The 13,761-nt window shown below is 71.2% G+C and carries 16 protein-coding genes; 14 read left to right on the top strand and 2 right to left on the bottom strand.

The window, feature by feature from the left end; genetic code table 11:
- The first annotated feature begins 5 nt into the window (after window positions 1-5).
- From folE to lysS, 9 genes are all read left to right on the top strand, one after another.
- Window positions 6-596: a GTP cyclohydrolase I gene (gene folE / locus HMPREF1529_RS03335; protein ID WP_016463693.1), complete on the top strand. Its 591-nt coding sequence runs from the start codon at window positions 6-8 to the stop codon at window positions 594-596.
- Window positions 593-1,417, top strand: coding sequence for a dihydropteroate synthase (gene folP / locus HMPREF1529_RS03330; RefSeq protein ID WP_016463692.1), 825 nt, complete (start codon window positions 593-595; stop codon window positions 1,415-1,417). The genes folE and folP overlap by 4 nt, the downstream gene beginning before the upstream one ends.
- Window positions 1,414-1,788, top strand: a complete 375-nt coding sequence (gene folB, locus HMPREF1529_RS03325) for a dihydroneopterin aldolase (RefSeq protein WP_005050666.1) — start codon at window positions 1,414-1,416, stop codon at window positions 1,786-1,788. The genes folP and folB overlap by 4 nt, the downstream gene beginning before the upstream one ends.
- Window positions 1,785-2,372, top strand: a complete 588-nt coding sequence (folK, locus tag HMPREF1529_RS03320) for a 2-amino-4-hydroxy-6-hydroxymethyldihydropteridine diphosphokinase (RefSeq protein WP_016463691.1) — start codon at window positions 1,785-1,787, stop codon at window positions 2,370-2,372. The genes folB and folK overlap by 4 nt, the downstream gene beginning before the upstream one ends.
- Window positions 2,369-2,863, top strand: coding sequence for a DUF3180 domain-containing protein (locus tag HMPREF1529_RS03315; RefSeq protein WP_005050663.1), 495 nt, complete (start codon window positions 2,369-2,371; stop codon window positions 2,861-2,863). The genes folK and HMPREF1529_RS03315 overlap by 4 nt, the downstream gene beginning before the upstream one ends.
- Window positions 2,808-3,410 (top strand): PH domain-containing protein, encoded by a 603-nt coding sequence (locus HMPREF1529_RS03310; protein WP_016463690.1) that lies wholly within the window; start codon window positions 2,808-2,810, stop codon window positions 3,408-3,410. The genes HMPREF1529_RS03315 and HMPREF1529_RS03310 overlap by 56 nt, the downstream gene beginning before the upstream one ends.
- Window positions 3,407-5,014: a PH domain-containing protein gene (locus HMPREF1529_RS03305; protein ID WP_005050661.1), complete on the top strand. Its 1,608-nt coding sequence runs from the start codon at window positions 3,407-3,409 to the stop codon at window positions 5,012-5,014. Before HMPREF1529_RS03310 ends, HMPREF1529_RS03305 begins: the two co-directional genes overlap by 4 nt.
- A complete protein-coding gene (locus tag HMPREF1529_RS03300; RefSeq protein WP_016463689.1) occupies window positions 5,011-5,712 on the top strand; it encodes a DUF2520 domain-containing protein in 702 nt (233 codons plus the stop codon). Before HMPREF1529_RS03305 ends, HMPREF1529_RS03300 begins: the two co-directional genes overlap by 4 nt.
- Window positions 5,713-5,792: 80 nt before the next feature.
- Window positions 5,793-7,343 (top strand): lysine--tRNA ligase, encoded by a 1,551-nt coding sequence (gene lysS, locus HMPREF1529_RS03295; protein ID WP_016463688.1) that lies wholly within the window; start codon window positions 5,793-5,795, stop codon window positions 7,341-7,343.
- A 52-nt stretch (window positions 7,344-7,395) separates the two neighbouring features.
- Here the strand turns inward: lysS and HMPREF1529_RS03290 are convergent, their stop codons facing one another.
- Window positions 7,396-8,160, bottom strand: a complete 765-nt coding sequence (locus tag HMPREF1529_RS03290; RefSeq protein WP_016463687.1) for an IclR family transcriptional regulator — start codon at window positions 8,158-8,160, stop codon at window positions 7,396-7,398.
- Between the two features lie 184 nt (window positions 8,161-8,344).
- Here HMPREF1529_RS03290 and dhaK point away from each other — a divergent pair, with 184 nt between their 5' ends.
- From dhaK to HMPREF1529_RS03275, 3 genes are read left to right on the top strand one after another with little or no spacing between them, the layout of a single operon-like run.
- Window positions 8,345-9,337 carry a dihydroxyacetone kinase subunit DhaK gene (gene dhaK, locus HMPREF1529_RS03285; protein ID WP_016463686.1) on the top strand — a complete coding sequence of 331 codons (993 nt, stop codon included), beginning with the start codon at window positions 8,345-8,347 and terminating at the stop codon, window positions 9,335-9,337.
- Between the two features lies 1 nt (window position 9,338).
- A complete protein-coding gene (gene dhaL / locus HMPREF1529_RS03280; protein ID WP_005050656.1) occupies window positions 9,339-10,001 on the top strand; it encodes a dihydroxyacetone kinase subunit DhaL in 663 nt (220 codons plus the stop codon).
- Window positions 9,998-10,747, top strand: coding sequence for an HPr family phosphocarrier protein (locus HMPREF1529_RS03275; protein ID WP_016463685.1), 750 nt, complete (start codon window positions 9,998-10,000; stop codon window positions 10,745-10,747). Before dhaL ends, HMPREF1529_RS03275 begins: the two co-directional genes overlap by 4 nt.
- Window positions 10,748-10,750: 3 nt before the next feature.
- Here the strand turns inward: HMPREF1529_RS03275 and HMPREF1529_RS03270 are convergent, their stop codons facing one another.
- Window positions 10,751-11,884, bottom strand: a complete 1,134-nt coding sequence (locus tag HMPREF1529_RS03270; RefSeq protein ID WP_016463684.1) for a DUF4192 family protein — start codon at window positions 11,882-11,884, stop codon at window positions 10,751-10,753.
- Window positions 11,885-12,000: 116 nt separating this feature from the next.
- On the opposite strand from HMPREF1529_RS03270, the gene HMPREF1529_RS03265 reads away from it, so the two are divergent.
- Both HMPREF1529_RS03265 and cls read left to right on the top strand, forming a co-directional pair.
- The gene (locus HMPREF1529_RS03265) at window positions 12,001-12,213 is read left to right on the top strand and encodes a hypothetical protein (RefSeq protein ID WP_036282681.1); all 213 of its coding nucleotides are present in this window, start codon (window positions 12,001-12,003) and stop codon (window positions 12,211-12,213) included.
- A gap of 50 nt (window positions 12,214-12,263) precedes the next feature.
- The gene (gene cls, locus HMPREF1529_RS03260) at window positions 12,264-13,724 is read left to right on the top strand and encodes a cardiolipin synthase (protein ID WP_016463682.1); all 1,461 of its coding nucleotides are present in this window, start codon (window positions 12,264-12,266) and stop codon (window positions 13,722-13,724) included.
- The last annotated feature ends 37 nt before the right edge of the window (window positions 13,725-13,761 follow it).

Below are 13,761 nucleotides of genomic sequence, written 5' to 3'. Positions count from 1 at the left end.
GTGACGTGGCCGTCGATCGAGACCGCGTCGCCGCCGCCGTGCGCGACATCCTCGTCGCGATCGGGGAGGACCCCGATCGCCCGGGGCTGAAGGCGACCCCGCAGCGGGTCGCCGACGCTTACGCCGACTTCTTCGCGGGGGTGGGACAGGATGCCGCCGAGCCGCTGGCCCACACCATCAGCGTCTCCCGCGGGCCGGCGCCCGACACGCTGCCCTCCGGCGCGGTGCTGCTGCGCGACATCCGCTTCCGCTCCGTCTGCGAGCACCACCTGCTGCCCTTCGCGGGACGCGCGCACATTGCGTACCTGCCGGGTGAGCAGGTAGTGGGCCTCGGGGCGCTGCCCAAAGTCGTCGACGTGCTCGCGGCCCGACCGCAGGTGCAGGAGCGGCTGGGAGAGCAGATCGCCGACACCATCGCCGCGGCCCTCGATGCGCGCGGTGTGCTCGTCGTGCTCGCCGCCCGCCACGAGTGCGTCACGATGCGCGGGGGACGCCAGCCCGATGCCGAGACCATCACGATCGCCGCGCGCGGTGAGCTCGCCGAGCCGTCGGCGCGCGCCGAGATCATGATGCTCGTGACGGGGACACCCGCATGACCGCGATCATGGGCATCGTCAACGTCACACCCGACTCCTTCAGCGACGGCGGGCGCTTCCTCGCGGCCGACGCCGCGATCGCGCACGGCCTGTCGCTGCGCGCCGACGGCGCCCACATCCTCGACGTCGGCGGAGAGTCGACCCGGCCGGGCGCCGAACGCGTCGCCCCCGCCGAGGAGCAGGCGCGTGTGCTGCCGGTCGTCGCGGCTCTCGCCGCCGAGGGCGCCCTCGTGAGCATCGACACGATGAACGCGAGCACCGCGCAGGCGGCGATCGACGCCGGGGCGCGCATCGTCAACGACGTCTCCGGCGGGCTGGGAGATCCCGACATGCTCGGGGTGGTCGCGGCATCCGACGTCGACGTCGTCCTGCAGCACTGGCGGGGCCACTCCGCCGACATGTACGCCCGCGCCGCCTACGCCGATCTCGCCCGCGACCTCGTCGCCGAGCTGGAGGGGCGGGTCGGCGCGGCTGCGGCCGCCGGGATCTCGCCCGACCGGATCATCCTCGATCCGGGCATCGGCTTCGGCAAGCGCGGTGCGCAGAACTGGGAGGCGCTGCGCGCCCTCGAGCAGATCGTCGCGATCGGACCGCGCGTCCTCGTCGGCACCAGTCGAAAGCGCTTCCTCGCCGAGGCGCTGGGGGATGCCGAGGGCGTGGAGGTCTCGACCTCCCGCCGCGATCTCGCGACCGCTGTCACGAGCGTCCTCGCGACGCAGGCCGGCGCATGGGCCGTGCGCGTGCACGACGTCGCCGCCACCCGCGATGCCCTCACGGTGTGGAGCCGGTGGAACGGCGAGAACGACGGAGGAGGCGCATGAGCGACCGCATCACTCTCACCGGCATCCGGGCCACCGGGTACCACGGGGTCTACGCGCACGAGCGCCGCGAGGGGCAGGTCTTCATCGCCGACGTGGCGCTGGAGCTCTCGCTCGCCGCCGCCGCTCAGAGCGACGACGTCGACGACACCGTGCACTACGGCGAGTTCGCCGACCAGGTCGCCGCGGTGCTCTCCGGCGAGCCGGCGGACCTGCTCGAGACCGTCGCCCAGCGCATCGCCGATCGCGCTCTCGCGTACGCGCGGGTGGATGCCGTCGAGGTCACGATCCACAAACCGCAGGCGCCCATCACGGTGCCGTTCGACGACGTGAGCGTGACGATCCGTCGCGCTCGTGAAGGAGTGCCCGCATGAACCGCCGCCTCGCGCAGGGCTTCTCCGACGACATGCCCGCCCGCGACTCCGCCGAGACGATCGCGGTGATCGCGATCGGCGCCAACCTGGGCGACCGGCAGGCGACGATGACGGCGGCCCTCGAAGAGCTCGCGCGCCTGCCGCTGACGACGCGCGTCGTCGCCTCCGCGCCCATCGAAACGGTCGCGCTGACGCTGGACGGTCCGGATGCGGACGCGCCGGCCTACCTGAACGCGGTCGCGCTCGTGACGACCCGCCTCGCCCCCTCCGTGCTGCTGGGCTACCTCCACGCCATCGAGGAGGCGCACGGCCGGCCGCCGCGCCGGGTCGATGACCTCCGCTGGCAGAGCCGCACGCTCGATCTCGATCTCATCGCCTACGGCGACGTGCGCTCGGACGATCCGGCGCTGACCCTGCCGCACCCGCGCGCGGCGGAGCGGACGTTCGTGCTCGAGCCGTGGCTGCAGGTCGACCCCGAGGCCGTGTTGCCCGGCGTCGGTCGCGTGCGCGACCTCCTCGCAGACCTGCGCGAAGCCGAGGCGTCCGCGGATGCCGAGCCGGCGCCGGACGGGGGCGCGGCGTGAAGCGCACCAAAGCGGGCACGATCGTCGTCGCCATCGCGATCGGCGTGTTCCTCGGGTTCGCCGTCGACCAGGTGCTGACGGCGACAGGGCGCCCCACGTTCACCCCGTCGTTCCTGTTGCCGATCCTGCTCGTGCTGCTCGGCATCGCCCTCGTGCTGTTCGCCCTGCCGATCCGCCGGGCCACCGCCGGTTCGCAGACCGCGCCGGTCGATCCCTTCCGGGCCGTCCGCATCGCGATGCTGGCCAAGGCGTCGACCCTCGTCGGCGCCGGTGTCGCCGGTGTCGCGGCGGGACTTCTGGCCTTCCTGATCACGCGACCCGTCGCGCCCTCGTTAGGCTCGACAGGACCGGTGATCGCCGCGATCGTCGGCGGCCTCGTGCTGGTCGCGGCGGGACTCGTCGCCGAGCACCTCTGCACCATCCGGAAGGACGACGATGACGAACACCCCGGACCTCCCGAACCCGGACTCGGCCTCTCCCACCACGACTGACGTCGAGCCCGGCGGCGGCGTGCTCGACGCGGGCACCTACGACCGCCTCCTCGAGCCGCGCAGCGCCAACCGGCTGCCGCTTGGCGACGGCACCTGGCACCTGCTGTCGCGCAACTACGTCTGGGTGCGGCTGATCTCGACGCTCGCCTTCCTCGCGCTGGTCCTCGCCGCCGCGGTGGTCGGCGCCGTCCTGCTGCGGTTCGGCTGGGTGTGGATTCCGGCGGGTGTCGTCACGGTCGTGACGGTGTGGACGCTCGTGATCCTCCCGCGCCAGGCCCGCTCCTACGGCTACCAGCTGCGCGAGGACGACCTCGTGTTCCGCCGCGGCATCCTCTGGCAGAGGATGGTCGCGGTTCCCTACGGCCGGATGCAGCTCGTCGACATCACCCACGGTCCCCTCGACCGGGTCTTCGGCATCGCTCAGCTCAAGCTCGTGACCGCCGCGGCGACCACCGGCGTCGTGATCCCTGGGCTCACGCAGCCCGCCGCCGAGCTGCTGCGCGACACCCTGATCGCGGTGGCAGAGACCCGACGGACCGGCCTGTGACCGATCCCGCCGCCGTCGCCGACGTGCGCTCGCCGCTCAGCGACGGCGAGTGGCACCGGCTGCACCCCCTCACCCCCGTGCTGCGCGGCGGGCTGTTCCTCGTCGTCGTGCTCGGCATCGTCATCACCAACCTGCGCGACCGCATCATCGGCTGGCTCTTCCCGGCCGTCGCCGACCTGGAACGCTACGAGGCCGACCCCGTCGACTACGTCGTCAGCAACAACCTCATCCTGCTCGCGCTTGTGGCGGTGCTGGCGGTGCTGCTGCTCCTTTTGGGCGGCTTCTGGCTGTCGTGGCGCTTCCACACGTTCCGCATCACCGGCGACGACGTCGAGGTGCGAAGCGGCATCCTCTTCCGCACCCACCGCCGTGCGCCGCTGGATCGGGTGCAGGGCGTCAACCTGATCCGCCCGATGGTCGCGCGCCTGCTGGGCGCGGCCAAGCTCGAGGTCGTCGGGGCGGGCCTCGACAGCAACGTCAAGCTCGAGTACCTCTCGACCGCCAACGCCGAGGCGGTGCGCGCCGACATCCTGCGCCTTGCCTCCGGTCGTCAGCTCGCGCGAACGGCGGATGCCGTGGGTTCGCTGTCCCGAGGACGCGCCGCCGTCGCCACGGTCGGCGCCGCGCTGACCGGGCTGATCGACGGCGCCGAACAGCCCGTCGCCGAACCGGCATCCGTCGTGCACATCCCGCCGGGAAGACTCATCGGCTCACGGCTGCTGTCGGGGTCGACGCTGTGGCTGCTGGTCGTCGTCGCCGCCATCATCGTCGGCTCGGTCGTCGGCACCCCCTGGGTGCTGTTCACGCTCGTGCCGGCCGCGCTGGGGTTCGCGGCCTACTGGTTCCGTACGATCACCCGCGCGCTGCGCTACTCGATCGCCCCCACGCCCTCAGGGGTGCGCATCACCTTCGGACTGTTCACGACCATCACCGAAACGTTGCCGCCGGGACGCGTGCATGCCTTCGAGATCCGTCAGCCGCTGCTCTGGCGCGGCTGCGGCTGGTGGTCGATCCGGGTCAACCGGCTCTCGGGGCGCTCGGCCAATGACGCGCAGTCGCAGCAGTTCGCGGACGTGCTGCCCGTCGGCACCCGCGACGACGTCGAGCGGGTGCTCCGCCTGTTCCTTCCCGGGATCTCGGCCGCGCAGTGGCAGGAACTCGTCGTGCACGGCCTGCTCGGCCCGCACGACGCGAGCGACCCGTATGTGACGACCCCGCGGCGCGCGTGGTGGTTGCGCCCGCTGTCGTGGCGTCGCAACGGTGTGCTGCTCACCCCCGACGCGATCCTGCTTCGCCGCGGACTCATCTGGCGCTCGCTCGTGATCCTCCCGCTCGCGCGCCTGCAGTCGGTGGCGCTGTCTCAGGGCCCGATCGGCCGCTCGCAGAAGGCGGCGACCCTCACCGGGCACACCGTCGCCGGACAGGTGCCGGGCGCGGTCGGCGCGCTCGATCGCGACGATGCGGTCGCCGTGTGGCAGCGGGCGGCGACGGCGGTGATCGCGGCCGCCGCGAGCGATCGTTCGCACCGGTGGGATGCCGCGCCGGCGGCAGAGCGGACGCCGACGATGACCGCGACCATCGACGAAGAGGAAGGACGCGCATGAGCGGCGCGAGCAGATTGGGTGTGGGGATCATCGGCGCCGGGCGCGTCGGTCCCGTCATCGGGGCGGCTCTCGCCGGCGCCGGACACGCCCTCGTGGGCATCACGGCCGGCTCCGACCGTGACCGGGTCGAAGCGATCCTGCCCGGCGTTCCCGTGCTCGACGCCGACGAGATCGTGCGTCGCAGCGAGCTCGTGGTGATCGCCGTTCCGCACGACGAACTGCCGAGCCTGGTCGCCGGTCTCGCCGAACTCGATCGCTGGCAGGTCGGGCAGCTCGTTCTGCACACCGACCCGGCCTGGGGTACCGATGTGCTCGCCCCCGCGGCGCGCCGCGGGGCGATCCCGCTCGCGGTGCATCCCGCGGTCACCTTCACGGGCAGCTCGATGGACCTCCGCCAGCTGCACGATGCGTTCGCGGCGGTCACGGCGCCGGCCGCGGTGCTGCCGATCGCGCAGGCACTCGCCGTCGAACTGGGCTGCGAGCCGGTCGTCGTCGCCGAAGCCGACCGCGCCGCGTACGGCGAGGCCATCGCGACGGCGACGGCGTTCTCGGCATCCGTCGTGCGGCAATCGACGTCGCTGCTGCGCTCGGCGGGCATCGAGGAGCCCGGACGCTACCTGTCGGCGCTCGTGCACTCGGCCGTCGACCGGGCGCTGCAGGACGGGTCGCCGCTGATCGGCGACGTCCTCGGCGGCTGAGCGCGCCGGTCGCGGCATCCCGGAAGCTGCGCAGGCGCGCCTCGATAGACTGGAACGTCGATTCCGAGGAGCCCCGCACCATGACTCAGACGCCGAACGCCGCGTCCACGCCCGTCCCGGCCGCCCCTGATGCCGAGGGGGCGGACCTCGCCGATGTGCACGAGCAGAAGGCCGTGCGTCTCGCCAAGCGCGAGCGGCTGCTCGCCGAGCGGACGGATGCCGCGGGCGGCGCCTACCCGGTCGCCGTGCCGGTCACCGACACCATCGCCGCTCTGCGTGCGCGCTACGCCGATCTCGAGGCCGGTGCCGAGACCGGTGTCACCGCGTCGGTCGCCGGACGCGTCGTGTTCAGCCGCAATACGGGCAAGCTGTGCTTCGCGTCGCTGCAGGCCGGCGACGGCAGCCGTATCCAGGCGATGGTCTCGCTCGCCGAGGTGGGCGAAGACTCGCTGCAGGCGTGGAAGGACCTCGTCGACCTCGGCGATCACGTCTCGGTGACCGGTCAGGTCATCTCCAGCCGCCGCGGCGAGCTGTCGATCATGGTCACGGACTGGGTGATCGCGGCGAAGGCGTTGCTGCCGCTGCCGAACCTGTACAGCGAGCTGAGCGAGGAGAGCCGGGTGCGCTCGCGCTTCCTCGATCTCATCGCCCGCGATCAGGCGCGGGAGACGGTCATCGCGCGCGCCAAGGTGAATGCGTCGCTGCGTCAGACCTTCGCCGACCACGGCTTCCTCGAGGTGGAGACGCCCATGCTGCAGGTGCAGCACGGAGGGGCGGCGGCGCGGCCCTTCGTGACGCACTCGAACGCGTTCGACGCCGAGCTGTACCTGCGCATCGCGCCGGAGCTGTTCCTCAAGCGCGCCGTCGTCGGCGGCATCGACCGCGTCTTCGAGATCAACCGCAACTTCCGCAACGAGGGCGCCGACTCCACCCACAGCCCCGAGTTCGCGATGCTCGAGGCCTACCAGTCGTACACCGACTACAACGGCATCGCCGATCTCACTCAGGAGCTCATCCAGAACGCCGCGATCGCGGTGGCCGGCTCGACGACGGTCACCTGGGCCGACGGCACGGCGTTCGATCTCGGCGGCCAGTGGGACCGCATCTCGATGTACGCGTCCCTCTCGGATGCCGCGGGCACGACGATCACCCCGGAGACCCCGCTCGACGAGCTGAAGGCGCTCGCCGCGTCGGTGGGCGTGGAGGTTCCCGAGAAGGTCGCGACGCACGGCAAGTACGTCGAAGAGCTCTGGGAGCACTTCGTGAAGGGGGGCCTGGAGCGGCCGACCTTCGTCATGGACTTCCCGCTCGACACCTCGCCCCTCGTCCGGGAGCACCGCACCGTCGCGGGTGTGGTCGAGAAGTGGGACCTGTACGTGCGCGGCTTCGAGCTGGCCACGGGGTACTCCGAGCTCGTCGACCCCGTCATCCAGCGGGAGCGCTTCGTCGAGCAGGCGAAGCTCGCGGCCCGCGGTGACGACGAGGCGATGCGCGTCGACGAGGAGTTCCTGCGCGCGCTCGAGCACGGCATGCCCCCGACCGGTGGCATGGGCATGGGCATCGACCGTCTGCTCATGGCGATCACCGGGCTCGGCATCCGCGAGACGATCCTCTTCCCGCTGGTGAAGTAGCCGGTCGGGGCGTTTCGACTCGCTGCGCTCGCTCAACGACCGGTGGTGCTGATCAGGCCGCCGAGCTCGCTCGCGGCGGCCAGCCCGGGGCGCCGAGGTCGCGGGAGATCGCCTGTGCCGCGTCGCGCAGTTCCTTGAGGACTGCGGCATCCAGCTCCGATGCCGGCGCGGGGAAGACGACCCCGAGCGCAGCGATCACCGTGCCGTCCTCGCCGGTGACCGGAACGGCGACGGAGGCGTCGCCGATGACGGCCTCTTCGTTCTCGGTCGCCAGCGCACCGTCCCGCACGACGATCAGCTGCTCCTGCAGCGCAGCCGCGTCGGTGACCGTGTCGCCGGTCAGGTCGGCCAGGGGGTGGGCGAGCACCTCCGTGCGGAAGTCGTCGTCGTAGGCGAGCAGCACCTTTCCGAGGGCGGAGGCGTGGGCCGGGAGGGTGATCCCCGTCTCGGGCATCTGCTCCGTGCCGTCTGGTCGGCGATCGTGGTGGATGACGAGGACGTCCGTGTTGTGCGCGACACCCAGCCGACAGGCGAGTCCGGTGCGATGCGACAGGTCGTGCATGCGCCGCAGCGACCGTGCGCGCACGTCGAGGGTGTCGAGGTACACGCTCGAGAGGGTGAGAAGCGCCGGGCCGAGGGCGTAGCGACTGCCGCGCGCCTCCTGAATCACCAGACCGTGTTCCTGCAGCGACTTCACGAGGCCGTGCACCGTCGACGGCGGCAGGTCGAGGGCGACGGCGAGCTCGCTGATGCCGAGGCGCCGCGCACCCTGCAGCAGGGAGAGGATGCGCGCGGCGCGGTCGATGGACTGGATCATCCCGAGACCTTTCGCGCGCGGACGGTTGACGTCACACTACCTCTTGACACCGGTGCAAATGGGGCAGATATTCGACATAGACGAATCGCAGTCGATGATGTCGAAAAGCCACCCCCGCGATGAGGCCGTCGAAGAACGCCGGCGAGAACCACCTGCGACAACTCAGTGAAGAGGAGATCCGCGCATGAAGAAGCTCATCAACTCGGCCGAATCGGTGCTCGCCGATGCCCTGCGCGGCGTCGCGGCCGCCCACCCCGAGCTCACCGTCGACCATGAGAACCGCGTGGTCATCAGCAACGCCCCCCGCGAGGGTCGCGTCGCGCTGATCTCGGGCGGCGGTTCGGGACACGAACCCCTGCACAGCGGCTTCGTCGGCGCGGGCATGCTCGATGCCGCGTGCGCGGGCGAGGTGTTCACCTCGCCGACGCCCGATCAGATGCTGGCCGCGGCCCAGGCCGTCGATTCCGGTGCGGGCGTGCTCTTCATCGTCAAGAACTACACGGGTGACGTGCTCAACTTCGAGATGGCGGCCGAACTGGCCGCCGACGAGGGCATCGCCTCGGAGTCGGTGATCGTCGCCGACGATGTCGCGGTGAAGGACTCGACGTGGACGGCCGGGCGTCGCGGTGTCGGCACGACCCTGCTCGTCGAGAAGATCGCCGGGGCGGCGGCGGCCGAGGGTAAGAGCCTGGCGGAGGTCAAGGCCGTCGCCGAGCACGTCGCCTCGCACGGGCGCTCGATGGGCGTGGCGCTGACCAGCTGCACCGTGCCCGCGGTCGGTCACCCGAGCTTCGATCTGCCGGATGACGAGATGGAGATGGGCGTCGGCATCCACGGCGAGCCGGGCCGCACGCGCGTGCCGCTCGCTCCCGCGCACGACATCGCCGCTGAGCTCGTCGAGGCGATCACCGCCGATCTGGACTTCACCGGCGCCCCGGTGATCGCGCTGCTGACCGGACTGGGCGGCACCCCGCTGATCGAGCTGTACGTGATGTACGCCGACATCGCCGACGCGCTCGCGGCGAAGGGGGTCACGGTCGCCCGCAGCCTCGTCGGCGACTACGTCACGAGCCTCGACATGGCGGGCTGCTCGCTCACTCTGCTGCGCGCCGACGACGAGGTGCTGCGCCTGTGGGATGCTCCCGTCGAGACGAGCGCCCTGCGGTGGGGACGCTGAGATGACGGATGCCGCGACGGCCGACACCGTGACGCTCGAGGTTCTCGACCGGTGGGTGCGTCTCAGCGACGCGCGGCTGACGACGGAGGCCGACCGCCTCACCGCGCTCGATTCTGCGATCGGCGACGCCGACCACGGCACGAATATGCTCCGCGGCTTCACGGCGATCGTGGCGAAGCTCGATGCCACCCCGCCGCAGACGGTGCCGGAGTTCTTCAAGGCCGTCGGCATGACTCTCGTCAGCAAAGTCGGTGGGGCGAGCGGATCGCTCTACGGCACCCTGTTCCTCGACATGGGCAAGAACGCGCCGGCCGCCGCGTCGATGTCGCCGCAGGAGTGGGCGCACGCGCTGTCGGCCGGCGTCGCCGCGGTCGTCGCCCGAGGACATGCACAGCCGGGTGACAAGACCATGATCGACGCGTTCGGCCCGGCGCTGGAGGCTCTCGACACGGCGCTGGCCGGCGGTGCGACACTCGCCGATGCGGCGGCGGCAGCGGCAGCGGCCGCTGAGCAGGGCAGCGCGGACACCGAGCCCCTCGTGGCACGGAAGGGTCGCGCCTCCTATCTGGGTGAGCGCAGCGTCGGTCACGTGGACCCGGGGTCGGCGTCGACAGCGCTGCTGCTGCGCGCCTTCGCGGATGCCGCCGCCGGGGAAGCCGCGTGATCGGGTTCGTCGTCGTCTCGCACAGTGAGGCTCTGGCCGAGGCCGCCGTCGATCTGGCGATGCAGATGATCCACGGCGAGGCGCTGCCCGTTCGGATCGCCTCGGGGGCTGACGGTGGCTTCGGCACGGATGCGGCGGCCATCGCCGACGCCATCGACGCGCTCGCCGACACCGACGGCGTTCTGATCATCACCGATCTCGGCTCTGCGGTGCTCAGCTCGGAGCTCGCCCTCGACCTGCGGACGAGCACCGTCCCCGTGCGGATCAGCGACGGCCCGTTCGTGGAGGGCATCACCGCCGGAGTCGTGCGCGCTGCGACGGGCGGCGGTCTCGACGAGGTCGCGACGGAGGTGTCGTCCGCGCTGGCGGCCAAGCAGGCGCACGCTCCCGCGGCATCCATGGACGCTCCGACGCCGGAGGCGGCCTCGGCTGCTCCCGCGGACTCCTCGGCGGCGGACGTGTCCGTCGAGGCGGTGCTGCGCAACCCGATGGGATTGCACTCCCGGCCGGCGGCCCTCGTCGTCAAGGCCGTCGGCGGCTTCGACGCGGACGTCTCGATCGCGAACGTGACGAGCGGTGCCGGCCCGGCGTCAGCCCTCAGCATGATCGGCCTGCTCGCCCTGGGAGCCGCGGGCGGCGCCACGGTGCGCATCAGCGCGGGCGGACCGGATGCCGCCGCCGCCGTCGACGCGGTGCGCCGGCTCGTCGACGACGGTTTCGGCGAGATCGAGCAGCCGCCGGCCTGACCTCTACCGTGCACGGAACGCCCAGTCGGGCAGATGCCCGGCGGCCACGAACGACCCGACGATCTCGGCCAAGCCGTGCCGCGGGTCGGCGTGGAGGGCCTGGCGGACGTAGGCCTCGGCGTGCGTGGAGCGTCCACGGGCCCAGGCGATCCAGCCGCACACCGCCAGAGCGCCCGCCCGGCGCTTCTTCGGCATGAGGGCGGCGACGTTGCGCGCCAGGCGCAGCGCCGCGTCGAGGCGCGTCGCGTCGGGGCGCGGGCCGTCTCCCCACATCACTTCGGCGAGATCGCTCGGGTACAGCTCGCCGTCCTCCCAGCGCCGCTGCGCCTCCATCGCCGCATCTCCGCCGTCGACATCGGTTGCCCACTGCACGAGCGCGACGTCGCGGAGCCCTGCCCGGGCGAGACACCAGCCGATCGACGCGGCATCCATCGGGGCCAGATCATCCGGGTTCCACGACAGCGCCCGCTCGAACAGTGCCGGCAGATCGTCGAGGGCGCACGCGGCCTGCAGAGCCGCCGGATCGATGCGGACGGGGGCGGACCCACTCATCCGCGGGATGCCGCAGATGGTCTCGAGCGCCGCGTCCAGTGACCGCAGCGCCTGCGCGACCGCCCGGCGCCGCGCAGCGCCGGGCAACGGCAGCTGCGCCCCGGCCGCCTGGTCCACCGCGGGCGGGCCGTCCACGGCCTCGGGCGGCAGATCCTCGCGCGGCGCGATCCGCTCCAGTGCGTGACCCCCGGGCGGCAGACGGTCCGACAGTGCCGATCCCCAGCCGTTCGCCGCGACGACGAACGCCTCGGCGACCGGCAGTCCGCACTCGTCGGCGCGCGTGCGGAGGGCGTCGATGACGGCGCGGTGGGGGAGAACGGGTGACGGTTCGGTGTTGATCTCGGCATCCGTGTAGACGACCAGCATCACCGCCTCGACGTCGACGATCCGACAGGCCATGCCGATGATGCTGGCGGCGGCGCCGGCCGCCGCGGTCTCGGACGGAAGGTCGACCCGCATCACGCCGAGGGTGCGCCCCTGCGACAGGGGGACGACCACGACGCTGTCGCGCGGTGTGCAGCCGAGCAGGTGCGGAAGAACGGAGAGGAACTGTGCCGCATCGGCGGCGCGGACGATCGTGGACATGCGGAGAGTCTGGGCTCATCGGTGCGAGGGAGGCGGGGGTGCGGCCCCGCCGTGGACAACGCGTGAGCCTGCGGCTTCTGGGGAGGAGCCTGCACGCGGCGGCGTACCATGGACTCATGGACTCGTACTGGACCGCCGTCGCCTGGTCGCTGCTGCCGACCGTCGTCGTGCTGGGGCTGTTCGTGTTCGTGCTGCGCGCCATCATCCGGATGGACCGCTCGGAGCGCCGCGTCTACGCGCGCATCGAGAACGAAGAACGTGCCAAGCGGGGCCTGCCGCCCGTCGGCACTGCCGACACGGCAGCCCCAGAGGCCCCGCGCGCCACCTGAGTCGCCCGTTGTCGATACGCTGAGCGGAGTCCGACAGCGGGGAGAGCGACGTGGATCAGACCGGATGGGCGCTCGCCTGGGTGATCCTGGTCTTCGTCACCGACGTCACGGTTCGCATCCTGGCGATCATCATCGTCCCCCGCAACCGCCGCCCGACGGCCGCGATGGCCTGGCTGCTGGCGATCTACTTCATCCCGATCATCGGCGTGCTGCTGTTCCTGCTGATCGGCAATCCTCGGCTGCCTCGCAAGCGCCGCAAGAAGCAGCAGCAGATCAACGACTACATCCGCACGACCAGCCACGGGCTCGACCTGGGCACTCTCCGGCCCGATCCGCCGCTGTGGTTCGCCCAGTTGGTGCGCCTCAACCGCAACCTGGGAGCGATGCCGCTGTCGGGCGAGAACGCGGCGAGGCTCATCTCCGGCTACCAGGAGAGCATCGACGAGATGGCGGCGGCGATCCGTCAGGCCACCACGTACGTGCACGTCGAGTTCTACATCCTGCAGTGCGACGAGACCACCGCCGGATTCTTCGATGCCCTCGAGGATGCCGTCAAGCGCGGCGTCGTCGTGCGGGTGCTGCTGGATCACTGGGCCAACCGCGGTAAGCCGTTCTACACCGAGACCTGCCGCCGACTCGATGCGATGGGCGCCAGCTGGAAGCTCATGCTGCCGGTGCAGCCGCTGCGCGGAAAGTACCAGCGCCCCGACCTGCGCAACCACCGCAAGCTGCTCGTGGTCGACGGTCATATCGGTTTCATGGGCTCGCAGAATGTCACCGACTCCACCTACAACCTCCGCAAGAACATCAAGCGGGGACTGCACTGGGTGGACATGATGGTGCGCGTGGAGGGGCCGGTCGTGGCATCGGTCAACGCCGTCTTCCTCAGTGACTGGTACAGCGAGACCGACGAGATCGTCGAGGGCATCGAGCTGTTCCAGGTGCACACCGGCAGCGGCGACCTTGACTGCCAGGTCATCCCCTCCGGACCGGGTTTTGAGTTCCAGAACAACCTCAAGCTCTTCATGACGCTGCTGTTCGCGGCGCGCGAGAAGATCATCATCGTCTCGCCCTACTTCGTGCCCGACGAAGGGCTCCTGCTGGCCATTCAGACCGCCTGTCAGCGCGGCGTCCACGTCGAGCTGTTCGTGTCGGAGGAAGGCGACCAGGCGATGGTTTACCACGCGCAGCGCAGCTACTACGAGGAGCTGCTGCGCGGCGGCGTGAAGATCTGGATGTATAAGAAGCCGTTCATCCTGCACTCCAAGTCGATGTCCATCGACGACGAGGTCGCCGTGATCGGCTCGAGCAACATGGACATGCGCAGCTTCGGTCTGAACCTCGAGATCTCCCTGCTCGTGCGCGGCGAGGACTTCGTGTCCCAGCTGCGCGCCGTCGAGGACGAATACCGGGCGCTGAGTCGCGAGCTGACCCTCGACGAGTGGCAGCAGCAGCCGCTGCGCTCCACGGTGCTCGACAATCTCGCGCGCCTCACCTCCGCGCTGCAGTAGACCGTGGCCCGGCGCGTGCCTTCGGTTGGCGCTCGCG

The sequence above is a fragment of the Microbacterium sp. oral taxon 186 str. F0373 genome (genome assembly GCF_000411455.1).
In the GTDB taxonomy this organism is placed as follows: Bacteria; Actinomycetota; Actinomycetes; order Actinomycetales; family Microbacteriaceae; genus Microbacterium.
The sequence above is the reverse complement of the archived record's forward strand: the minus strand, read 5'-3'. Positions and strand labels throughout refer to the sequence as shown.